The 22,641-nt window shown below is 62.8% G+C and carries 18 protein-coding genes and 1 pseudogene; 7 read left to right on the top strand and 12 right to left on the bottom strand.

What is annotated here, in order from left to right; genetic code table 11:
• Positions 1 to 85: 85 nt before the first annotated feature.
• Positions 86 to 799, bottom strand: a pseudogene (locus tag DGA31_RS30710) (cache domain-containing protein); the annotation flags it as partial.
• A gap of 487 nt (positions 800 to 1,286) precedes the next feature.
• Here DGA31_RS30710 and excA point away from each other — a divergent pair.
• The gene (gene excA / locus DGA31_RS12195) at positions 1,287 to 1,799 is read left to right on the top strand and encodes a plasmid IncI1-type surface exclusion protein ExcA (RefSeq protein WP_109512700.1); all 513 of its coding nucleotides are present in this window, start codon (positions 1,287 to 1,289) and stop codon (positions 1,797 to 1,799) included.
• A 66-nt stretch (positions 1,800 to 1,865) separates the two neighbouring features.
• On the opposite strand, the gene DGA31_RS12190 is transcribed toward excA, so the two are convergent.
• From DGA31_RS12190 to DGA31_RS12140, 11 genes are all read right to left on the bottom strand, one after another.
• A complete protein-coding gene (locus tag DGA31_RS12190; protein ID WP_056840308.1) occupies positions 1,866 to 2,846 on the bottom strand; it encodes an NAD(P)-dependent oxidoreductase in 981 nt (326 codons plus the stop codon).
• A 16-nt stretch (positions 2,847 to 2,862) separates the two neighbouring features.
• The gene (locus tag DGA31_RS12185) at positions 2,863 to 4,179 is read right to left on the bottom strand and encodes an MFS transporter (protein WP_056840307.1); all 1,317 of its coding nucleotides are present in this window, start codon (positions 4,177 to 4,179) and stop codon (positions 2,863 to 2,865) included.
• Between the two features lie 73 nt (positions 4,180 to 4,252).
• Positions 4,253 to 5,221: a sugar kinase gene (locus DGA31_RS12180; RefSeq protein ID WP_109512699.1), complete on the bottom strand. Its 969-nt coding sequence runs from the start codon at positions 5,219 to 5,221 to the stop codon at positions 4,253 to 4,255.
• Positions 5,214 to 6,011: a sugar phosphate isomerase/epimerase family protein gene (locus tag DGA31_RS12175; RefSeq protein ID WP_109512698.1), complete on the bottom strand. Its 798-nt coding sequence runs from the start codon at positions 6,009 to 6,011 to the stop codon at positions 5,214 to 5,216. The genes DGA31_RS12180 and DGA31_RS12175 overlap by 8 nt, the downstream gene beginning before the upstream one ends.
• Before the next feature lie 92 nt (positions 6,012 to 6,103).
• A complete protein-coding gene (locus DGA31_RS12170) occupies positions 6,104 to 7,099 on the bottom strand; it encodes a LacI family DNA-binding transcriptional regulator (RefSeq protein WP_056840799.1) in 996 nt (331 codons plus the stop codon).
• Between the two features lie 154 nt (positions 7,100 to 7,253).
• Positions 7,254 to 7,760: an ureidoglycolate lyase gene (locus DGA31_RS12165; protein ID WP_109512697.1), complete on the bottom strand. Its 507-nt coding sequence runs from the start codon at positions 7,758 to 7,760 to the stop codon at positions 7,254 to 7,256.
• A 60-nt stretch (positions 7,761 to 7,820) separates the two neighbouring features.
• Positions 7,821 to 8,822 carry an allantoicase gene (gene alc, locus DGA31_RS12160; protein ID WP_109512696.1) on the bottom strand — a complete coding sequence of 334 codons (1,002 nt, stop codon included), beginning with the start codon at positions 8,820 to 8,822 and terminating at the stop codon, positions 7,821 to 7,823.
• Between the two features lie 262 nt (positions 8,823 to 9,084).
• Positions 9,085 to 10,038 carry an ABC transporter substrate-binding protein gene (locus tag DGA31_RS12155; protein WP_056840302.1) on the bottom strand — a complete coding sequence of 318 codons (954 nt, stop codon included), beginning with the start codon at positions 10,036 to 10,038 and terminating at the stop codon, positions 9,085 to 9,087.
• A gap of 14 nt (positions 10,039 to 10,052) precedes the next feature.
• Positions 10,053 to 11,117 (bottom strand): LLM class flavin-dependent oxidoreductase, encoded by a 1,065-nt coding sequence (locus DGA31_RS12150; protein ID WP_109512815.1) that lies wholly within the window; start codon positions 11,115 to 11,117, stop codon positions 10,053 to 10,055.
• Positions 11,118 to 11,411: 294 nt separating this feature from the next.
• Positions 11,412 to 12,728: a guanine deaminase gene (guaD, locus tag DGA31_RS12145; protein WP_056840300.1), complete on the bottom strand. Its 1,317-nt coding sequence runs from the start codon at positions 12,726 to 12,728 to the stop codon at positions 11,412 to 11,414.
• An 81-nt stretch (positions 12,729 to 12,809) separates the two neighbouring features.
• Positions 12,810 to 13,655 (bottom strand): AraC family transcriptional regulator, encoded by an 846-nt coding sequence (locus DGA31_RS12140; protein WP_109512695.1) that lies wholly within the window; start codon positions 13,653 to 13,655, stop codon positions 12,810 to 12,812.
• 87 nt (positions 13,656 to 13,742) lie between these two features.
• On the opposite strand from DGA31_RS12140, the gene DGA31_RS12135 reads away from it, so the two are divergent.
• The 6 genes from DGA31_RS12135 to smc all read left to right on the top strand — a co-directional run bounded on the left by DGA31_RS12135 (position 13,743) and on the right by smc (position 22,417).
• The gene (locus tag DGA31_RS12135; RefSeq protein ID WP_109512694.1) at positions 13,743 to 14,366 is read left to right on the top strand and encodes a glutathione S-transferase family protein; all 624 of its coding nucleotides are present in this window, start codon (positions 13,743 to 13,745) and stop codon (positions 14,364 to 14,366) included.
• 92 nt (positions 14,367 to 14,458) lie between these two features.
• Entirely contained in the window at positions 14,459 to 15,802 is a 1,344-nt protein-coding gene (locus DGA31_RS12130; protein WP_109512693.1) for a SidA/IucD/PvdA family monooxygenase, read from the top strand.
• 32 nt (positions 15,803 to 15,834) lie between these two features.
• Positions 15,835 to 17,172, top strand: coding sequence for a diaminobutyrate--2-oxoglutarate transaminase (gene ectB, locus DGA31_RS12125; protein WP_109512692.1), 1,338 nt, complete (start codon positions 15,835 to 15,837; stop codon positions 17,170 to 17,172).
• Positions 17,162 to 18,073: a DMT family transporter gene (locus DGA31_RS12120; RefSeq protein WP_109512691.1), complete on the top strand. Its 912-nt coding sequence runs from the start codon at positions 17,162 to 17,164 to the stop codon at positions 18,071 to 18,073. Before ectB ends, DGA31_RS12120 begins: the two co-directional genes overlap by 11 nt.
• A 185-nt stretch (positions 18,074 to 18,258) precedes the next feature.
• Positions 18,259 to 18,915 carry a GntR family transcriptional regulator gene (locus tag DGA31_RS12115; RefSeq protein ID WP_109512690.1) on the top strand — a complete coding sequence of 219 codons (657 nt, stop codon included), beginning with the start codon at positions 18,259 to 18,261 and terminating at the stop codon, positions 18,913 to 18,915.
• A 4-nt stretch (positions 18,916 to 18,919) separates the two neighbouring features.
• On the top strand, positions 18,920 to 22,417 hold the full coding sequence (gene smc, locus DGA31_RS12110; protein ID WP_109512814.1) for a chromosome segregation protein SMC: 3,498 nt from the start codon (positions 18,920 to 18,922) through the stop codon (positions 22,415 to 22,417).
• Positions 22,418 to 22,641 lie beyond the last annotated feature (224 nt).

Genomic DNA, 22,641 nt, shown 5'->3' with positions numbered 1-22,641 from the left:
GCTCGGCGCTGCTGCCCATGCCTTGCGAGGCTTCGCCCAGCGCCACCGCCGACTGCTGCAACTGGCGGATCACATCGCGCAACTGGGCAATGAAGGTGTTGAAATGCTGGCTCAGCAGGGTGATCTCGTCACTGCCCCGGGTTTCCAGGGTGCGGGTCAGGTCACTTTCGCCGCTGGCCACATTGGCCATCGCCTGCACGGCCGCCCTCAGCGGCACAACGATGCTGCGCACGATCAGAATCACCAGCAGGGCCATCAGCACGCTGATTGCCAGGCAGACCAGGGCGGCCTTGATCATCTGGCCCTTGAACTCGACGGCGACGTCGTCGACATACACGCCTGAACCGATGATCCAGCCCCAGGGGCTGAACAGTTGCACATAAGAGGTCTTGCGCACCGGCTCGCTGGCGCCGGGCTTGGGCCAGCGGTAATCGACGATGCCCGAGCCCTGGCGCTTGGCCACGCTGACCATCTCGTTGAACAGCGCAAAGCCGTCCGGGTCCTTGATGCCGGACAGGTCCTGGCCTTCAAGCTTGGCATTGATGGGGTGCATGACCATGACCGGGCGCAGGTCGTTGATCCAGAAATAGTCGTTCTGGTCATAGCGAAGCCCGCGTATCGCGGCCAACGCCTGTTGCTGGGCGGCCTCACGGGTCAGAGTGCCGGCCGTTTCCAGGCCGTGGTAGTGATTGAGCAGGCCACTGGCGGTCTGCACCACATGCATGGTTTTCTGCGCCTTGGCCAGGTACAGGTCGTCGTGGATCTGCTTGAGCAGCGCAGCGGCCAGGATGAACAGCATCAGGACACAGACAACCAGAATCAGCCATAACCGCCGGCTGATGGAAAGATGGCGCATGCTCATGGCATCGACCCTCGTTTGTTATTGTTATGCAGGTAAGAGCCCGAACAGCCCGAGGCGCTTATTGAAGGCTGTCGACCTATCGTGACCAGAGTTGAGCGATGGGTCACGAAATTTCTTGTGTGTTGTGGCTACGACTTTGGTCGATAGCCAAAGGCTTACACGCGCTGACGGCATTCGGCCATTTGCGCAGGCAACGTACACTCGTAAGATAGGATCCAACAGCCGCAGCCAAGGAAGCGCTACGGTGATCAAGGACGATCGACCATTGCCAGGACGGCTGCTGACAGGATGTCGGATGGTCATGTGCAAACAACCCGCCTCGGCGGGTTTTTGCGTTTGTGGGCGTCAAGAAAAGCAGGCTACCGACTGACATTCTCGGGTGGTAGGCTGAATGCCATTAAAGAAGCGTCGAAGAGAGGCGTACATGACTTTGAATGTGTGGGCGCTTTTATGGCTTGCGGTGCTGGTGCCCGTGTTGATGTTGATTGTACGCCTGCGAGCGCGCAAACGTATGTTGCGGAATTTGAAAGACGCTCTCAGCGCTCCCGCTATTTTCAATCCTGATTCAGCCCACGAGGTGTATCGCGAAGGCGATGGTAAATACTTCGGTATTGACATAAAGAACGGCACGGTTCTTTACATTCATCAGGTTCGCAAGGGGCAGGTGGATGTGATCGGTATGAATAGCGGGGACTGGACTCACCACGAGGTGGAAGGCTACAGGCTTCGCCTCTACACGAAATTCCCACCGTTTGGGTGTATCGAATTTACCACTGCCTGGGCGCAACGCTGGTTTGACACCTTGGGTGCGATGAAAGATAAACCGTCCATGACGACGCCGCTTTTCTCGACCTACATTGACAGCCGCATCGAACCGCTCGAACGCGACAACAAGATCCACATTTCCAGGACAGGTATGCAAAGTACTGCCGCCTAGCCGGGGAATGATCTTGTAGCGCGGGGGCGGCCATCTGTCTCTGCCGGCATTCCGGCAAGCGCGCTCCTACGCCACTGGCCACGCTTGCGGATTGACCAGGTTGGCAGGCCGCTTGCCTTGCAGCGCATCGATCAGGTTGCCCACCGCGCAGGCGGCCATGGCTTCGCGGGTTTCGTGGGTGGCCGAGCCCATGTGCGGGGTGGCCACCACGTTGTCCATCTGCAGCAGCGGCGAGGCGGGGTCGAGTGGTTCGCGTTCGAACACGTCCAGCCCGGCGCCGCCGATCTGCCCGCGTTGCAGGGCCTCGATCAGCGCCTGTTCGACTACCACCTTGCCGCGTGCGATGTTGATCAGGATGCTGTGCGGGCGCATCAACGCCAGTTGCGGTGGACCGATCAGCCCCTCGGTCTCGGCGGTCAACGGCACGGTCAGGCAGACGAAATCCGCTTCCTGCAACAACGCTTCCAGGCTGCGATAGCCGGCATTGAAGCGCGCCTCGACTGCCGGTTTCGGCGAGCGGCAGTGGTAGAGCACCGGCATGCCGAAACCGAAGTGCCCACGCTGGGCCAGGGCCTCGCCGATGCGGCCCATGCCGACGATGCCCAGGGTCTTGCCGTGCACGTCGCTGCCAAAGTGCGCCGGGCCGATGTTGTGCGTCCATTCGCCGCTGCGCACCAGGCTGGCCAGTTCCACCACGCGCCGGGCGGTGGCCATGATCAGGGCAAAGCCGGTGTCGGCGGTGGTCTCGGTCAGCACGTCCGGAGTATTGCACAGGGCGATGCCGCGCCGGTTCAGTTCATCGATGTCGTAGTTGTCCACGCCCACCGACACGGTGGCGATGGCTTGCAGGTGCGGGGCCAGGTCCAGCAGAGGAGCATCCAGCCTGATACTGGCGCCCAGCAGGCCATGGGCGTGGGGCAGGGCGGTGCGCAGCCGGGCCAGGCCGTCGCGCTTGGGGTCTTCGATCAGCGTGACCTCGGCGTGCGCCTGCAAGCGGGCCATCAAGGGTGCTGACAGGGTCTTGTACAGCACAACATGTTTTTTCATCGTCAGGCTCTCCGCCTCAAGAGTGCGCCGAGGCGCGCTGGGTGTTGGATTCGTGACGGGCCGGCGTGGCCTTGTTATCGGGCCGCAGCATCAGCGTCAGCAGCACCGAGACCAGCAGCGCACCGCTCATGAACAGGTACGACGCGCTCAAGGTGCCGGTCACGCCGTTGAGGTAACCCACCAGATAGGAGCCGGCGAACGAGCCCAGGGCGCCGAGGCTGTTGATCAACGCCATGGCACCGCCGGCGACGTTGGACGGCAGGATTTCCGGGACGATGGCAAAAAACGGACCATAGGGTGCGTACATGCAGGCGCCGGCAATCACCAGCAGCGTGTACGACCACCAGAAGTGCTCGGTGCCCAGCGCATAGGAGCCGTAGAAGGCGATGGCGGCGATCAGCAGTGGTGGCCAGACGAACGCCTTGCGTTTTTGCGTCTTGTCCGAGGCCCAGGACACCACGACCATGCCGATCACGGCTGCCAGGTACGGCAGCGCCGACAGCCAGCCGGCCTCGACCATGTCCATTTGCATGCCTTTTTTCAGGATGGTCGGCAGCCACAGCACAAAGCCGTAGACCCCGATGCTCCAGCAAAAATACTGCGCCGCCAGCAGCAGCACCTTGGGCGAGCGAAAGGCTTCGGCGTAGTTCTTTACCGGCTTGATGCCCACTTGCTCGGCATCCAGTTGCGCTTGCAGCTGGGTTTTCTCGGCTTCGCTCAGCCATTTGGCCTGGGCGGGGCGTTCATCCACCAGGCGCCACCAGATAAAGGCCCAGATCACCGCCGGCAGGCCCTCGATGATGAACATCCAGCGCCAGCTGAAATGCGCCACCAGGTAGCCGGACACCACTGACATCCAGAGCATGGTCACCGGGTTGCCGAGGATCAGCACGGTGTTGGCCCGTGAACGCTCGGCGCGGGTGAACCAGTAGCACAGGTACACCAGCATGGCCGGCATCACCGCCGCCTCGACCACCCCGAGCAGAAAGCGGATGGCAATCAGCATGTAGGCGTTGGACACCACACCGGTCAGGGTCGCCAGGCTGCCCCAGAGGATCAGGCTGACGAAGATCAGCTTCTTCACGCTACGCTTCTGGGCATAGATGGCGCCCGGCACCTGGAAGAAGAAGTACCCCAGGAAGAACAGCGCGCCGAGCAACGACGACATGCCCGGGGTGATGTGCAGGTCTTCGGCCATGCCGGCGGCGGCGGCGAAGCCGTAGTTGGCGCGGTCCAGGTAGGCCAGGCTGTAGGTGATGAAAACAATGGGCATGATCAACAGCCAGCGGCGTTTCAGGCCGGTGGCCTTGGCACGGTCAAGTAGCTTTTCCATTTTGATATTCCTGTGTTTCTTGTTGTTGTCAGCAGGCCAGCAGGGCCGGTTGTGCCCTGGAGGGGCATGGCGGTCAGGCCGGTTGTTTTAACGGGTGTGAAACAGGCGGCCAGGCGGCGTCGAGCGCCGCGCGTCCCGGCAGGCCTTCCATGTCGCCGCGACTCTGTACCGCCAGGCTGCCGATCCAGTTGCCGCGGGCCACGGCCTGGGTCAGGTCCTGGTGTTCCAGCAGGGCGCTGATCACCCCGACAGCAAAGCCATCGCCGGCGCCCACGGTGTCGACCACCTGGCTGACCGGCACGCCGGCCACACGGCCTTCATCGGTGGGGGTGCGGTAATAGGCGCCTTCGGCCCCCAGCTTGATCACCACGGCCTTGACCCCGCGTTCCAGGTAGAACGCCGCGATGTCGCGCGGGTCGTCATGGCCGGTCAGCACCTTGCCTTCGGCCAGCCCCGGCAATACCCAATCCGCCAGGCCGGCCAGGGCGTTGATCTCGCGCACCATGCAGGCTTTGTCCGGCCACAGTGACGGGCGCAGGTTGGGGTCGAACGACACGCTGCGCCCGGCGTCGCGCATGCCCTGCATCAAGACATGGGACAGCTCGCGACAACTGTCCGACAGCGCCGCCGGGATACCGGTGGCGTGCAGGTGCCGGGCCTGGAACAGGCGTGGGTCGATGTCCTTGGGCGCCAGGCGGCTGGCCGCCGAGCCCTTGCGAAAGTACTCCACCACAGGGTCCGCACCGCCCAACTCGCGGGACTTGAGCTGAAAGCCGGTGGGCAGGTGTGCGTCGGTCTTGACGTGCGCGCAGCTCACGCCTTCGCGCTCCAGCGTGTCGACCACAAAACGCCCCAGCGAGTCGTCACCGACCCGGCTCAGCCAGGCTACCTTGAAGCCCAGGCGTGCCAGGCCGATGGCGACGTTGCTGTCGGCGCCGGCGATGCGTTTTTCAAAATGGCTGACGCCGGCCAGATCGCCCGGCTGCTCGGCAACGAACATGGCCATGGTTTCGCCGAAGGAGAGGATGTCGATCTCAGCCATGATGAGCCACCTGTGCGGGTTGAACCGGTGCCGGCGGCGCCAGGCGCGCCAGCAGGTGGACCTGGCTGAGCGTCACCGCCTGTAGGTCGTCGCCTTGCAAGGGGTACTCGATGGCACGCGGTACGGCGGCAGGCAGGTGCGCCAGCACGGCGCGCCAGTGCGGCAGGTCGGCCTCGGTCGGTGGCGTGGCGACCAGCCGGCCGTCGGCCTTGCGGGCCACGGCCTTGAAGTGCACGTAGCGCACATGGCGCCCCAGTTGCTCGGCGGCGTGCAGCACGTCCTGGCCCTGCCACTGCCAGTTGCCGACATCGAAGGTCATGGCAATGGCGGGCGTGAGCGATTGCACCCTGGCAAAGAATGCGCAGAACGGCGCGATCAGGCCGCCGTGGGCGGTCTGGTCGTTTTCGACCAGCAACTGCACTGGCTGGCGCGCCAGTTGCGCACTCAGCGCCTGCACGTCGCACGCCGGGGTGAAGTGCCCCAGCGATACTTTCAGCCATTGCGCGCCACAGGCTTGCGCACGTTCAAGGGCGGCGGCCAGTGCCGGGTTGGGCTGCGCCTGGTCGGGCAGCCACAGCTCCAGAGGGGATGAATACAGGCATTCCAGCCCTTGTGCGGCAATGGCATGGGCCAGGGCCGGAAGGTCTTCGCGGGTGAACAGCTCTTCGCGCAGTTCGATGCGCGACACGCCACAGTCGACCAGCAGCGGGATAAAAGCCGCCTGCCCGCGTTCGCGCACCACGCTGGCACCGAAGCTGGAAAGGCTGATGGAGACGGGGTTCATGTGCATTGTTATTGTCCTCTGAAACCGGTTTCATTTTGTTTCGTGAAAGGGGCTGGTGAAAAACGGCGGATGGCGCCCCGGTTTGACCGTAGCAGGTGTCAGGGTCGCGGTCGGGTCGAGCCGCGTTCGATCAGCCGGGCGGTGAAATCCAGGTGCCGGGCCGGGTCTTCGTTGCCACGCAGCCGGCCCAGCAGGCACTGGAACGCGGTGACGCCGATCTCGTGGGTCGGTTGCGCCAGGGCGGTGATGCCGCTGCCCACCAGGGGATACCAGTCCAGTTCGTCCAGGGCGATCAGGCCGATGTCGTTGAACAGGTCGCAACCCAGTTCACGCAAGAGGCGCGTGCAGGTCAGGGTGGCGACGCCATTGGCGGTAAACAGCGCCTTGGGGCCCGGCCCTGGTGCGGCGAGAAACGTACGCAAGTGGTCGCCCAGGTGCTCGTCGGTCTGCAATACCTGGCCGCGCAAGGCCGGGCGCTGGCTGATCTGCGCCTTGAAGGCCGCCATGCGCTGGGCGCGCGAACTGGTGCCGTCCTGCTGTTCGCTGATCAGGAGGATGTCGCGATAGCCATTGCCTTCAAGGTGATCGATGGCTTGCTGCACGGCGGCGACGTTGTCCAGGCCGATCAGGTCGCTGTCCAGTTGGTCGACGTCACGGTCCACCAGCACCATGGGCAGTTCGCGGTGCAGGTCGCGCAGCTCGTCGAGGTGATGGCCCAGGGTGTTCACGATCAGGCCTTCGATGTTGTACGAGCGCAGCGCCGCCAGGTGCAGGCGCTCCTGCTCGTCGTCGCGGTCGGTGTTGCACACCACCAGGCTGTAGCCGTGGCGGCGGCAGGCGGTCTCGACGCCGTGCATGACAGCAATGGAATAGGGGTTGCGGATGTCGGCGACCAGCATGCCGATCAGGCGGGTGCGGCCGCGCTTGAGGCCACGCGCCATCTGGTTGGGGCGGTAGCCGAGGGTGTCGATGGCCTGTTCGATGCGCAAGGCGATGGCATCGGACAGCAACTGGCGGTCCTCGCCAATGAAACGCGAGACGCTGGCCTTGGACACACCGGCCAGTTCGGCCACATCGTTCATGGTCACGCGCATGCGTGGCGACGCCGGAAAACTGCCCACAGTGAACACCTTTTGTCTTTATTGGCGGGTTCTGAAAACGGTTTCAGAAGACACCAATGCGGCGCTTACGTCAACACAATGTCAGATGAACGGTGTGCCGTGGCGTATCACTGCAGGAGGCTATCGATCAGGTCGCGTGTGGGTCCAGCTGGTACATCTGGTCCTCTGCAAAGAAATACTCATCGCAGTTATTGCCCTCGCCGCTGCGGTCCACCACCAGAAAATCATCCTGCGCCTGCAGGCTCAGCACCGGGTGATGCCACACGCCACGACCGTAGTTGATGCCTTGTCTGCCATCGGTGATAAAGGCGCGCATCAACGCAGGATCCGGCTCGTCACCTGCCGGCGCCACCACGATGACAAAGCGGTTGCCCAGCAACGGGATAAAGGCCTGGCTGCCCAGTGGGTGGCGTTCGAGCATGGTAATGGTCAGCGGCCACGGCAGCGCCTGGGCACGGAAGATGCTGATGATCGCCTTGTCGTCAGGGGTGGCGGTCTGCACCTCGGCCAGGCGGTGATAGCGCTGGGTTGAACCGTTGTTGATTGCAAAATGCGCGCTGCCTTCGGTTTCGATCACCTCGCCGAAAGGGGCGAAGGCGTGTTTGGTCAAGGGTTCGATGATCAGGCGGCGCATGGGGATTCTTCTGTGGATAGAGATAGGTAGGAGCGACCAGCGGTCGCGAAAAGCCTTGAATCATCCGAGGCTTTTCGCGACGCCCAGCAGCCGCAACCGGCTCACGCCGCCATCGGGAAAAATGTTCAGGCGTACATGGGTGATCGGACCCAGGTCCTTGATCTGTTCGTTGAACACATGCTCGGCGTGCATGCTCAGCTTCTGGCTGGGCAGCAGTTCGCGCCAGAACAGGCTCTGGGTTTCGATCTGGCTGTCGGTGCCGCCCTTGACGAATGCGCCCTGGATCGAACAGCTGTCGGGGTAGTTGCCCTTGAAGTGCAGGGTGTCGACGATCACTTGCTCGATGACGCCCGGATGGCCCAGCGCGACGATCACCCAGTCGTTGCCGGGGGTGCGGCGGCGGGCGGTTTCCCAGCCGTCGCCCATGTTCACGCCGCGGCCGGGGTTGAGCAGGTTGCCCATGCTGCCGTAGTGCTCGTCGGAACAGGCAATTGCCCGCGCGCCGTTGAGGGCCGAGGCCAGGTCCAGGGTCTGTTCGACGTCGACGGCCGACCAGTCACGGTAGGGAATGCCGTGCACCCGCAGGCGGGCAACACCGCCATCGGGGTAGATGTTCAGGCGCAGGTGGCTGAACGGCTGGCTGGCGTCGATGGCGTGGTAATGGTGACTGTTGCCCTGCAGGTCGACCGAGGGCAGCACTTCGAGCCAGTCGGTACTGTCGTCCGGATCACCGTCGGCCAGAAAGCAGGCTTGCAGCGAGGCCGAGGGCGGGTAGTTGCCGGTGAACCAGGAGGTGTCGATGTCGACGCCTTTGATCACCCCCGCCACGCCCAGGCGGATGACTGCACTGTCGTAGCCCTCGAAGCGTTTGCGCCGCGATTCCCAGCCGTCCATCCACTTGCCGTTGTCATCGAACACGCCTTCTTTCCACACGGCTGCGTGGGGCTGGAACAGGCGGTTGGCGTCGGCAAACCAGTCATCGGTCACCGACAGGATACGCGTGCCCAGACGGGCATCGGCCAGGTTGACGTATTTCTCGAACGGGGCAGCGTGGACTTTCATTCGGCAGGACCTTATGCAAAGGGGCGTGGACGGAACGCAATACCTTATGCAATTTGTTTGCCTGCCTTGAGGTTTCAATGAGAAAGCCCCGGTTTACGGGGCTTGAAGGGATGTCGGGTTTGTTTATGTGGTCTGACCAGTCATACCTTTGTGCGCTGTAGCAGGTCTGTCCTGAAAAGCAGGCACCAGCACGGTGCATGCTGTTTGGTAGGCGCTGCTTTAGCAGCGAATGGCGGTGCCCGGTTCCCGGCTGAAGCCGGTCCTACCGGGTAAATGCCTGGCTGAACGAGGTGTCGATGATGGTGCGGGTGTCAAACGGCTTGGGCAATGCGCCGGTCTGTTGCAGAAAATCTGCGGTGCCCTGGTAGTCCTTGGCGGCCTGTTCGTCCACCGGGCCTACGGTCATATTGGCCTGACCGATCCAGTGGCGTGAAACGGCCGGATCAAGGTTGGCTTTTTTCGCCCACTGGTCGGCGTAGGTGTCCTTGTTGGCCTCCACCCAGGCGCGGGCCTTTTGCAGGCGGCCCAGGAAGTCGGCAATGGCTTCACGCTTGGGGTCGATGGCATTGGCGTTGGCGGCGATGCTCGACAGCCCTGGCATCAGGTCGCGGGCGGTGATGATCGGCTTGGCGCCGGAGAACACCACCTGTTGGGAGATATAGGGTTCCCACACCGGGAAGGCGTCGATGCTGCCACGCGGGAAGGCGGCGGCGGCGTCGATCGGCATCAGTTTGACGAACTCGACGTAGTCATGCGGCAGGCCGGCCTTGTCCAGGGCGCGCAGGGTCAGTTGCTGGCTCCAGGCGCCGGGCCAGTACGCGACCTTCTTGCCCTTGAGGTCCTGAATGGTCTTGACCGGCGAATCCTTGGGCACCAGCAGGGCGATGGTGTCCGGGTTTTGCCGCGAGACACCGATCAATTTGACCTGCGCGCCCTTGGCGGCCAGGAAGATAAAGCCCGAGTCGCCGAGAAAGCCCAGGTCCAGCGCGCCGACTTCCAGCCCTTCGGCCACCGGCGCGGCCGACTGGAAGTGCTTCCAGTCCACGGTATAAGGTGCATCCTTGAGCACGCCGGAGGCTTCCATCGAGGCGCGCACGTTGTAGTAGTTCTGGTCGCCGACGCGCAGTACGGTCGGCTCTGCGGCCTGTGCGCTGAGCACCGGCGCGGCGATGGCCAGCGCCACCAGGCTGCGGCGCAACAGTTGAATCAGGTTCATGGGACTTCTCCAGGTCAGCCGGCCTTGCGCGGTTGCAGGTGGGCGATGTGTTCACGGATCGCCGGGATCAGGCCCCGGCCATAGAGTTCGGCGTCGGCCAGCGGGTCGAAGCCGCGAATCAGAAAGGTGCTGGCGCCATGCGCCCAATAGCGTCCCAGGGCAGCGGCGACCTGCTCGGGCGTACCGACCAGGGCCGTGGAATTCCATTGCGCGCCGGTCAGCCGTGCCACGCCGGTCCATAGCCGTTCGTCCAGCACCTCGCCGCGCCGGGCGGCGGCCAGCAGCCGTTGTGAGCCGGCATTGCCTGGCGCATGGCCATGCAGTGGCAGGCCGAAGCGCTCGCGGTTGTCGCGAATGCGTTCGAGGATTTCGGCGGCGCGCTTCCAGGCCGCTTCCTCGGTGTCGGCCACGATGGGCCGGAACGACACCGAGATCCGTGGGCTGCGGCCTTGCGGCTGGGCCATGCGCCGCAGGTGCTGCACATGCTCGGCAAAGTCGGCCAGTGGCTCGCCCCAGAGCATGTAGGTGTCGGCATGGCGCGCTGCAACCTCCAGCGCCGCTGGCGACGAGCCGCTGAAATAGATAGGGATGTGCGGTTTCTGCCGGGGACGTACATTAGGCAGCGCGCCCTTGAAACGGTAAAAGCGACCTTCATGGTCGACCGGCCCGGCAGCGGTCCAGATCGCCTTGAGGGCCTGCAGGTATTCCTCGGTGCGCGCATAGCGCTGGTCATGATCCAGCCAGTCGCCGTCGCGCTGCTGGTCGGTGTCGCTGCCACCGCTGATGACATTGAGCGACAGGCGGCCGTTGCTGAATTGGTCCAGTGTGGCCAGTTGCCGGGCGGCCAGCGGCGGGGCGATCACGCCGGGCCGGTAGGCCAGCAGAATACCCAGGCGCTCGGTGGCAGCGGCGATGAATGAACTGACCACGGCGCCTTCGGCACCATTGGAAAAATAACCCACCAGCGCCTTGTCGAAGCCGGCCTGTTCATGGGCCTGGGCAAAGCGCCGGACAAAGTCGGCATCCACGGCGTCGCCCAGTGGCTGGTCCACCTCGGCACTGGGGGTGGCGGTGATCATGCCGATGATTTCGACGCTCATGTGACGCTCCTTCGATCGCGGCCAGTCGTGTGTACGGTAGGGTTTTGCTTATAAGCAAGGCGCAGTGGCCTCACCAATGCTTATAAGATTATTGGCAATACGAGGCGAAGGGAAATTCGTTTTGGGTATAAGCTAATATTTTAAAAATGCATTAAGTGATTACGTTTTTTTGTCTTAAATGCATTTTGTGATGGGCGATGCAGTGTTGAAACTTCATCGCCGGCAAGCCGCCGCCCACACAAACGGTGCTAAAGGCGGCTGTCGCAAGGCACATCAGGTACGTGCGTGCACGCACTGGCCGGCCGACCAGGTCTGGCGCACCACGCGGTCGTCGCCCAGGGTCATGAGCACGAACAGCGTTTCCTCGATCGAACGGGCCTGCGCCAGCCGGTATTTGAGCAGCGGCGTGGCGTGGTAATCGAGTACTACAAAGTCGGCCTCAAGCCCCACGCGCAGGCTGCCGATCCGGTCGTCCAGGCGCAGGGCGCGGGCGCCGCCCAGGGTCGCCAGGTACAGTGCCTTGAACGGGTGCAGTTGTGCGCCCTGCAACTGCATCACTTTGTAGGCTTCATTGAGTGTCTGCAGGATCGAAAAGCTGGTGCCGGCGCCGACATCGGTGCCAAGACCCACATTGACCTTGTGCCGTTCGGCCATCGGCAGGTTGAACAGCCCGCTGCCCAGAAACAGGTTGGAGGTGGGGCAAAAGGCAATCGCCGAGCCGGTCTGGGCCAGGCGTGCGCATTCGGCCTCGCACAGGTGTACGCCGTGAGCCAGCAGCGAGCGCTCGCCCAGCAGACGGTAATGGTCGTAGACATCCAGGTAACCGCTGCGCTCGGGAAACAGCGCCTTGACCCAGGCCACTTCCTGCGGGCTTTCACTGATGTGCGTCTGCAGGTACAGGCCCGGATATTCGCCCAGCAAGCGGCCGGCCATGGCCAGTTGCTCAGGCGTGCTGGTGGGCGCAAAACGCGGGGTGACGGCATAATTCAGACGGCCCTTGCCATGCCAGCGTTCGATCAACGCCTTGCTGTCGGCATAGCCCGATTCAGGCGTGTCGGTCAGGTCGTCCGGGGCATTGCGGTCCATCATCACCTTGCCGGCGATCATGCGCAGGTTGCGCCGTTCGGCGGCCTCGAAAAAAGCATCTACCGACGCCTTGTGCACGCTGCCAAAGACCATGGCGGTGGTGGTGCCGTTGCGCAGCAGTTCCTGGATGAACCGCTCGGCCGCGTCAGCGGCATGCGCCGGGTCGGCAAACTGCCGCTCGCACGGAAAGGTGTAGGTGTTGAGCCAGTCGAGCAGTTGCTCGCCCCAGGCGCCGATCATCCCGGCCTGGGGCAGATGGATATGGGTGTCGATGAAGCCTGGGGTGATCAGCGCATTGGCGTGCTCGATCACGGGCACCTGCGGATCAAGGCCCGGCAACAGCTCGACAGCCTGACCCACGGCGGTGATATGACCCTCTTCGACCAGCAGCAGGCCGTCTTCGATATAGACGTGGCTGGCCTGCACGCCGCACTCGGCAGGGTCGGCAACGCTGTAGAGCAGGGCGGCGCGGTGGGCGGTGCGGCGGGGCGAAGCGCAGGTCATATCGGTCTCGGTGAGCAGGCTCAAGGCAAGGGTCGCAGCTGTGATGCGGGCCGGTGGATGAAGTTCCGCTGTGCAGCAGGGTCAGTTGCAGAGCCTGCGAAAGCTGCCGGGGGTCATGCCGACCACTTTCTTGAATGCCCGGCTCATGTGGCTCTGGTCGAAGAAGCCGCAGGCGAATGACGCTTCGGCCAGGCCGGCACCGCGGCGCAGCAGCTTCTGGGTATGCGCAATGCGTTTCTGGATCTGGTAGCTGTGCGGCGTCACCCCCACGCATTTCTTGAACACGCGGATCAGGTACAAGGCATCGAGGTTGACCATCTGCGCCAGTTCTTCCAGCGACACCGCTTTGTCAAAGTCATCTTCCAGCTTTTGCCTGATCTGTCTGACCGCATGCGGCTCGCGGGTATCGAGGGTCACGACCGGCGCGCCGCTGCGTTCGAACAGCTGGGCAATCAGGTCCAGCAGCAGGGTTTCCCGCTCCAGGCCGGAAGGGGTGTGTTCAATGAGCCGGTGCCGATGCAGAAACACCCTGGAAACGTCAGGCGTCTGGTTGATCGCGGTCTGGAACAGATGAATGTGATCTTCGCCAAAACGTCCTTGAAACACCGTACGGCTGACCCATTGCGGGTCGAGATAAAGCATGCGATAGGCCCAGCCTTCTTCGCTGCCCGGCAGGCCGTCATGAATTTCGCCAGGGCTGATGGTGACCACGCTGCCGGCCCCGCCGAGTGCGTAGCGGCCACGATAGAACAGCTTTTCGGCCCCGCCGCTGATCACCCCGACCGCATAGCGATCATGCGAGTGCCGTCCGAAGGACTGGGTGCTGTAATGCGCCGATAACAGCTCGCAGTCGCCCTCCGGAATGCGCCAGAAATTGACGAAGTCCTTGCCCTTTCCAGGGGGGGCGATGTGTGGCGGCTCTTCCATGAAATGTCCAGTTTTGTGCAATACCGAGGTGCGCAAGGCTTATAGAGTGACTGGCCATTTCATATCACACGCGGTGCGGAGCGTTCAATGTCTACAAAACTGGTTATCGGGGATTTCAATAAGTCTTCATGGTCGTTTCGCGCCTGGCTGGCGCTGGTGACCGCCGATGTGGCCTTCGATACCGTTCAGGTCCGGCTGGAACAGCGCGACACCCGCCAGAACATCCTGGCCTATTCACCCTCCGGCAAAGTGCCGGCCCTGGTGCTTGATGGCATCGTCATCAATGACAGCCTGGCGATCTGCGAATACATCGCCAGCGCCTACCCGGCCGCCAACCTGTGGCCCGAAGACGCGCAGCTCAAGGCGCTGGCGCGTGCTGCGGCAGCGGAAATGCATTCGGGTTTCATCCACCTGCGCACGCAACTGTCGTTTGGCCTGCAAACCGGCGAGACCCCGGAACCGTTGACGCCGGACACGCAAGAAGACATCCGGCGGATCTTCGCGATCTGGACCCAACTGCGTGAGCGCAGCGGTTCGCACGCGTTCCTGTGCGGCGCCTTCGGCATTGTCGATGCGATGTTTGCGCCGGTGGTGTTCCGTTTTCGTCGCTACGGCATCGAGGTGCCGGCATCGCTGCAAGGGTACGTCGATCAGGTGCTGGCCTGTGCGCCGGTGCAGCAATGGTTAAAGCTGGCCGCGCAGGAAGGCTGAAGCGTCTCCCCCGATGGGCTTGATGGCGGACACCCTGCGCGGTGCTCCGCTGTGTCGAGCCAGCAGACTGACTGTAATAAAGGAAAGCAAGGATGAGTGTTCATACCGTCAATGCCAGGGATGCCGGGCGTCATGGTCAGGTGTTCGATGTGATCGGCATCGGTTTCGGCCCGGCCAACATTGCCCTGGCCATTGCATTGCAAGAGCTGCAATTCAGCGGCACCCGGCTGTTTCTCGAGCGCCATGCCGGCCCCCGCTGGCAACCGGAAATGTTGCTGGCGGGCAGCGATATCCAGAACCATCCCAGCCGCGACCTGGTCACGCCACGCAACCCGCGCAGCCGCTACACCTTCACCAATTTCCTGTTCGAAAACGATCGGTTGTTCGAACACCTGAACCTTGGCCTGGAGTTTCCGCTGCGCAGCGAATTTGCCGAGTACGTGCGCTGGGTGGCCGGGTTCTTTGCTCATGAGGTGGCCTACAACCAGGCGGTGACCTCGATCCAGACCGACTCCGCCAGCCAGTTGTATTGCGTGACCACCCAGGCCGGCGACCGATTCTATGCCCGTTCGCTGGTGCTGGCGCCCGGCCGTACCCCGGTAATCCCCAAGGCCTTTGCCGGCTGTGCCGAGGAGCGGGTGTTTCACCTGACCCGGTATCTGGGGCGCCTGGAGCAACTGTCCCGGCAGGGCGAGCTCAAGCGCGTGGCGGTGGTGGGCGGCAGCCAGAGCGCCATCGAGATCATCCTGCACCTGCGTCATACCTGGCCGCAGCTGGAGATCATCAACGTGCAGCGCGGCTATGGCTTTCGTCTCAAGGACACCAGCCCGTTCAGCGAGCATGTGTATTTCCCGGCCTTTGTCGACCAGTACTACTACAGCTCGGCCGACGCCAAGCGTCACATCAATCGGCACTTGCACTACACCAACTATTCGGCCGCCGATGCCGATGTGATCGGCGAGTTGTACGTGGGCATGTACGAAGACCGTCTCAAGGGCAAGGAGCGGGTCACCATCAAGGGTCTGCATGAAATCCAGAGCTGCACGCCCGACACACACGGCTACACGCTGAATGTGCTCGACACACGCGACCAGACCTGCGAAGCGCTCGACAACCTGGACGCGATTGTCCTGGCCACCGGCTTTCGCAACCTGGGCACCGGCGAGCAGGACGAGCGTTTTCCGGCCGTGCTCAAGGACCTGGCCGAGTGCCTGGCTTGCGATGCGGATGGGGTCATCCGTATCGGGCGCGACTACAGCCTGTCGGCCCGCGAAGGCTGCAGCCTGCCGGCGCTTTACCTCAACGGCTTGTGCGAATCCTCCCACGGTTATGGCGATGCCGGCTCTTTCAGCCTGCTGTCGTTGCGCGCCCGGGATATTTTCACCTCGCTCAATGCTCGCCTTGGGCTTGAGCCGGCGGCGCAGAAAAGCGCCTGAGCGGATTCGATTTTTTCATGAGTAAGCAAGCGATGGATAGTTCAGTAACGGATGGGCACAAGGTATTTGCCGAAGCCGAGTCGCAGGCACGCAGCTATTGCCGCAGCTTTCCGGTGATATTCGACCGTGCCCAGGGCAGTCTGCTGTATGACGTGCAAGGCCAGGCGTACATCGACTTTTTAAGCTGCGCAGGTTCGGTGAACTACGGCCATAACCCGGAACCGGTGAAGGCGGCGCTTATCGATTACCTGCAAGACAACGGTATCCAGGGGGCGCTGGACATGCACAGCCGCGCCAAGCAGGCGTTCATCCAGGCGTTCCGGCGGATCATCCTCGAACCGCGGGCGCTGGCCTACACGATGCAGTTCACGTCGCCGACCGGCACCAGTGTGGTCGAGTCGGCGATCAAGCTGGCGCGCAAGGTCACCGGGCGCCGGCATGTCGTCAGCTTTACCAATGGCTTTCACGGCATGTCCGGCACGTCCCTGGGGCTGACCGGCAGTCGCGACAATCGCCAGCCCGGCGTCGATCCTTATGTGTTTCGCCTGCCGTATGAGCACTATCTGCCGGGGCTGGATTCGATTGCCTACTTCGAGCGCCTGCTCAACGACAACAGCTCGGGGCTGGACCTTCCGGCGGCCGTGATCCTGGAAACCGTGCAGGGCGAAGGTGGCATCAACATGGCCTCGGCCGAGTGGCTGCAACGCCTGCGGCAGCTGACCGCTGCACACGACATTCTGTTGATCGTCGACGATATCCAGGCCGGCTGCGGCCGCACCGGGACGTTTTTCAGCTTCGAGCCGTCCGGCATCACACCCGACATGGTCTGCCTGTCGAAGTCCTTGAGCGGTTATGCGCTGCCGTTCGCGCTGCTGCTGCACCATCCGGAGCTGGATCAATGGCGGCCCGGCGAGGACAACGGCACTTTCCGGGGCAACAGCCTGGCGTTCGTGGCCGCGACCCGGACCCTGGAAACATTCTGGTGCGACGAGCGGCTGGTCGAGCACATCAAGGTCAGCGAAGCCCACCTGCAACGCTGGCTGGGCCAGGTGAGCGAACGCTTTGCGGTGCACATCAAGGCCATACGCGGTCGCGGGCTGTTTTATGGCATCGAATTCCACGACGCCTCGCGGGCGGCCGAGGTGATGCGTGCCTGCTTCGAGCGCCACCTGATCATCGAGCGCTGCGGCCCCGAGGACCAGGTGCTCAAGCTGATGCCGGCGCTGACCATCGATACACCGACCCTGCACACCGGGCTTGAGCGTCTCTTCGCGGCCATGCACCAGGTGCTGGGCCGCACGGGCAGCCAGGCGCCAGGCAATGATCTCGACACGCTGCGTACGACCCGGGAGGTCGCTGATGTCAACTAACAACAATCGGGCAATCATCGAACTGACCCTTGGCGGGCTGATGCTCAGCCTGTCGGCGCTGGCCGTGGCCTTTGCCAATATCGGCGCAGGCGGGGCAGGGTTCTATCGCATGCTGTTTGCATCGATCCTGTTCTACCTGTTGCTCAAGGTGCGCAAGACTCCGGTGCTGCTCAGCAGCCTGCGGGCCCAGATGTACACGGCGCTGGCCGGTGTATTCCTGGCCATCGACCTGGTGCTCTGGCACCAGAGCATCTATATCGTGGGGCCCGGCATCGGTTCGATCCTGACCAACTGCCAGGTGTTTTTCATGACCTTGCTGGGGCTTTTCCTGTTGAAGGAAAAGCCGTCGATCTACTTTGTGATTTCCATCTGTCTGGCGTTCGTGGGGCTGTACCTGCTGCTGATGCCGGAAATGCGCAGTGCGCTGGGCATCAAGGGCGTGGTGTATGGCGTGTTGTCGGGACTGGCCTATGCGATCTGCGTGTATTTCCTCAAGGTCAACACCCAGTTGCCGGACGGTGGTGGCGACAAGATTGCGCAGATGCTCAACCTGAGCCTGTGGGCAGCCCTGGTGTTGCTGGTGTATGCGTTGCTGAATAACGAAAGCCTGGCAATCGTCGACACACAGACCTTGTGGATGCTGATCATCTACGGGGTCCTGGTGCAGTTTGTCGGCTGGTTGCTGGTCAACCGCTCGATCGGCGCACTGAGCCTGGGTCTGGCCGGCCTGATCCTGCTGCTGGAGCCGGTGATCACTTATTTCATTGATATCACGTTGTTGGGCAAGGCCAGTTCGGCCGTGCAGATCGGCGGGGCGCTGTTGACCATCGTGGCGGTGTACATAGGCTCGATCAAGCCGCCGCAAATGGCCCCTGATGCCGCCGCGGCCGAGACCGTGTAGGCCGGCAGTCCTTTGCAACCCTGTACCGACGGACGCTGTGCGCAGACCCCCGAAGGCCTGCGCACAGGCATTTGCGGCGCAGCAACAGTTGGTCACTAACCTCGCAAGAGTTTGCGCCAATGCTTCTACGCTTGAGATACACTGCGCCGCTTGTATCGAGTCTGTAGTTGCGAAGGAATCAAACGATGTTCAAGGCTCCCGACAGCCTGGCCGAGCAAATCGCCCAACATTTGGCCGAACGGATCATCCGTGGCGAACTCAAGCCTGGTGAGCGCATCCAGGAGCAGAAGGTCACGCAGTCATTGAATGTCAGCCGCGGCTCGGTGCGCGAAGCCCTGCTGATCCTGCAGCGCCGCCACCTGGTGGTGATCCTGCCGCGTCGCGGGGCCCAGGTGACCGCACTCAATGCCCATCACGTCACCAGCCTGTGCACGCTGATGAGCGAGCTTTACATCCTGCTGGCGCTGGAGGTGGCCGAGCGCTGGCAGCAGCAGAGCGACCTGCAAGCCTTCGTGATCATCCAGCAACGCCTGCAGGCCAGCCATGACCGCCAGGACGTGCAGGCCTTCGTCGAAGACAGCTTCAGCGTGATGCGTGCGGCGTTTCCGTTTGCCGATAACCCGTACCTGCAAGAAACCATCGAGAACCTGCAACCGTCCATGAGCCGCAACTATTACCTGGCGCTGGAGCAGCGCAAGGCCGAGATGGGCGACTTTCTCGAGCTGTTCGCGCAACTGCTGCATGCCGTGATCGACCGCGACCAGGCGCGCATCCGCAGCGTGCTCAAGGCTTATGGCCAGCGCAACTGCCAACTGGTGCTGGCCGCCCTGGCGGCGGACTGACGGCATGCGCCTCAAATGCATCAAGCTCGCCGGGTTCAAGTCCTTCGTCGACCCGACCACGGTGAATTTTCCCAGCAACATGGCGGCCGTGGTCGGTCCCAATGGTTGCGGCAAATCCAACATCATCGATGCGGTGCGCTGGGTCATGGGCGAAAGCTCGGCCAAGAACCTGCGCGGCGAGTCGATGACCGACGTCATCTTCAACGGCTCCACCAGTCGCAAGCCGGTCAGCCAGGCGAGCATCGAGCTGGTGTTCGACAACAGCGATGGCACGCTGGTGGGCGAGTATGCTGCCTACGCCGAAATCTCCATTCGCCGCAAGGTGACGCGCGACAGCCAGAACACCTATTTCCTCAACGGCACCAAGTGCCGGCGCAAGGACATTACCGATATTTTCCTCGGCACCGGCCTTGGCCCGCGCAGCTACTCGATCATCGAGCAGGGCATGATCTCCAAGCTGATCGAAGCCAAGCCCGAAGAGCTGCGCAATTTTATCGAGGAAGCCGCCGGCATCTCCAAATACAAGGAGCGCCGCCGCGAAACCGAGAACCGCATTCGCCGCACCCAGGACAACCTGGCGCGCCTGAGCGACCTGCGCGAAGAACTCGAACGCCAGCTTGAGCGCCTGCATCGCCAGGCCCAGTCCGCCGAGAAATACCAGCAGTACAAGACCGAAGAGCGTCAGCTCAAGGCGCAGCTGTCGGCTCTGCGATGGCAGGCCCTGAACGAGCAAGTGCGCCAGCGCGAGGCGGTGATCGGCGATCAGGAAGTTGGCTTCGAGGCCCTTGTGGCCGAGCAGCGCAATGCCGATGCCGGCATCGAGCGCCTGCGCGATGGTCATCACGACCTGTCGGAACGCTTCAACCTGGTTCAGGCACGGTTCTACTCGGTGGGCGGCGACATTGCCCGCATCGAGCAGAGCATCCAGCATGGCCAGCAACGCCTGCGCCAGTTGCAGGACGACCTGCGCGAAGCCGAACAGGCACGCCAGGAGACCGAGTCGCACCTGGGCCATGACAGCACCTTGCTGGCGACCCTGAACGAAGAGCTGGAAATGCTCGAGCCCGAGCAGGAAATGACCGCTGCTGCCGCCGAAGAGTCGGCCATCGCCCTGGAAGACGCCGAGAGCGCCATGCACGGCTGGCAGGAGCAGTGGGACCGTTTCAATCAGCAATCGGCCGAACCACAGCGCCAGGCCCAAGTGCAGCAGTCGCGCATCCAGCAGCTTGAGCAGACTTTGGAACGGTTGGCCGAGCGTCAGCGAAGGCTCGGTGAAGAGTTGCAGGTGTTGGCCGCAGACCCCGAAGATGCCGCGATCCAGGGGCAGGAAGAAGAACTGGCAATCCGCGAGTTGACCCTCGAAGACCTGCAGCTGGGCGAAGAGCAGGCTGTCGAGCGGCTTGAGCAATTGCGCGCCACCTTGCAGCACGCCACCGAGGATCAACAGCAGGCCCAGGGTGAACTGCAACGCTTGCAAGGGCGTCTGGCCTCGCTGGAAGCCTTGCAGCAGGCGGCGCTGGACCCGGGCACCGGCACCGCCGAATGGCTGCGTGAGCAGCAGTTGAGCGAGCATCCGCGGCTGGCCGAGGGCCTGAGCGTCGAGGCCGGCTGGGAGCTGGCGGTCGAGACCGTGCTGGGGGCCGATCTGCAGGCGGTGCTGGTCGATGACCTGGCCGGCCTGGACCTGGCCGGCTTCAGTCAGGGCGATCTGCGCCTGGTAAGCCCGGCACGCGCTGCGGCGAAGGGTTTGCCCCCGGCCGGCAGCCTGCTGGACAAGGTCGACAGCGCGCTGGACCTGTCAGGCTGGCTGGGGCCGATACTGGCCGTGCCCGACCTCGATGAGGCCCTGCGCCTGCGCCGTACATTGCAGGCCGGGCAAAGCCTGATCAGCCGTGACGGTTATTGGGTGGGGCGTGATTTCCTGCGGGTGCGCCGTGCCGACGAGACCCAGAGCGGCGTGTTGGCACGTGGCCAGGAAATCCAGCGGCTGGTGGTGGAGCGTGACGCCCGTGAAGCGACCCTGGCTGATCTGCAAGAGCGTTTGCAGACCCTGCGTGAACAGCAGGCGCAGCAGGAAGAACACCGCGAAACACTGCGTCGGCAGTTGCAGGATGAGCACCGCCAGCAAGGTGAGCTCAAGGCGCGCCTGTCGGCGGCCAAGGCCCGTGCCGAGCAGTTGACCCTGCGCCGTGTACGGCTGGAGCAGGAGCTGGCCGAACTGGCCGGGCAGCGCACCCTGGAGCATGAAAACCTGGGCGATTCGCGCCTGCAGTTGCAGGAAGCGCTGGACGCCATGGCCCTGGACACCGAACAGCGCGAGGTGCTGCAAGGCCTGCGTGACAGCCTGCGCGAGCGGCTTGATCGGGTACGTCAGGAAGCACGCCAGCACAAGGATCGCAGCCATCAGTTGGCCGTGCGCCTGGGCTCGCTCAAGGCCCAGTACGACTCGACACATCAGGCGCTTGCGCGCTTGCGCATGCAGTCCGAACGCCTCGATGAGCGCCGCGAGCAACTGAGCCTGAACCTGGAGGAGGGCGCCGCGCCGCTTGAAGAGCTGCGCCTGAAGCTTGAGGAATTGCTGGAACGGCGCATGGCAGTCGATGAAGAAATGCGCGTGGCCAAGAATGCGCTCGAAGACGCCGACCGTGAATTGCGCGAGGTCGAAAAGCGTCGCACCCAGGCCGAGCAGCAGTCACAGCTGTTGCGCGGGCAACTGGAGCAGCAGCGCCTGGACTGGCAAACGCTGAGCGTGCGACGCAAGGCCCTTGAAGAGCAGTTGCACGAGGACGGCTATGACCTGGACGGGGTCATTGCCACCCTGGCGCCCGAGGCCAGCGAACGCGAGGCCGAGCAGGAACTGGAAAATATCGGCGCGCGTATCCAGCGCCTCGGCGCGATCAACCTGGCGGCCATCGACGAGTACCAGCAGCAATCGGAGCGCAAGCGTTATCTGGATGCCCAGGATGCCGATCTGGTCGAAGCCCTGGACACGCTGGAAAACGTCATCCGCAAGATCGACAAGGAAACCCGCAACCGCTTCAAGGACACCTTCGATCAGATAAACAGTGGAATCCAGGCCCTTTTTCCAAAAGTTTTCGGGGGTGGCTCTGCTTATTTGGAACTGACGGGCGAAGATTTACTCGATACAGGGGTGACAATCATGGCGCGTCCCCCGGGCAAGAAGAACAGCACCATCCATTTGTTATCCGGCGGCGAGAAGGCCCTGACGGCATTGGCCCTGGTCTTTGCGATCTTCAAGCTCAACCCGGCGCCGTTCTGCATGCTCGACGAAGTCGATGCACCGCTGGATGACGCCAACGTGGGGCGCTATGCGCGTCTGGTAAAGGAGATGTCTGCCACGGTGCAGTTCATCTATATCACGCACAACAAGATCGCCATGGAAATGGCCGATCAACTGATGGGTGTGACCATGCACGAACCGGGGTGTTCGCGGCTGGTGGCAGTCGATGTGGAAGAAGCCCTGGCAATGGTCGAGGCCTGACGGGGGTTTGCAATGCAGGAACACCGAGGGTTTTTTGACGTCAGGTGTGCGTTACTTACCGATTCTTGACTCACAGGTGGAATAGACGGTGTTAAGTTGCTTGAGGTCGTGCTAGTTTAATCACCACTTTTTTTATCGTCATCGTGGGCAAAACGCCAGTTAGAACATAGACTTGGCTCCGCGTATTAAAGGGGTTTAGGCCCTTGTTTACAGAATCTCTCATT

The sequence above is a fragment of the Pseudomonas ovata genome (genome assembly GCF_003131185.1).
Taxonomy (GTDB): domain Bacteria; phylum Pseudomonadota; class Gammaproteobacteria; order Pseudomonadales; family Pseudomonadaceae; genus Aquipseudomonas; species Aquipseudomonas ovata.
The sequence above is the reverse complement of the archived record's forward strand: the minus strand, read 5'-3'. Positions and strand labels throughout refer to the sequence as shown.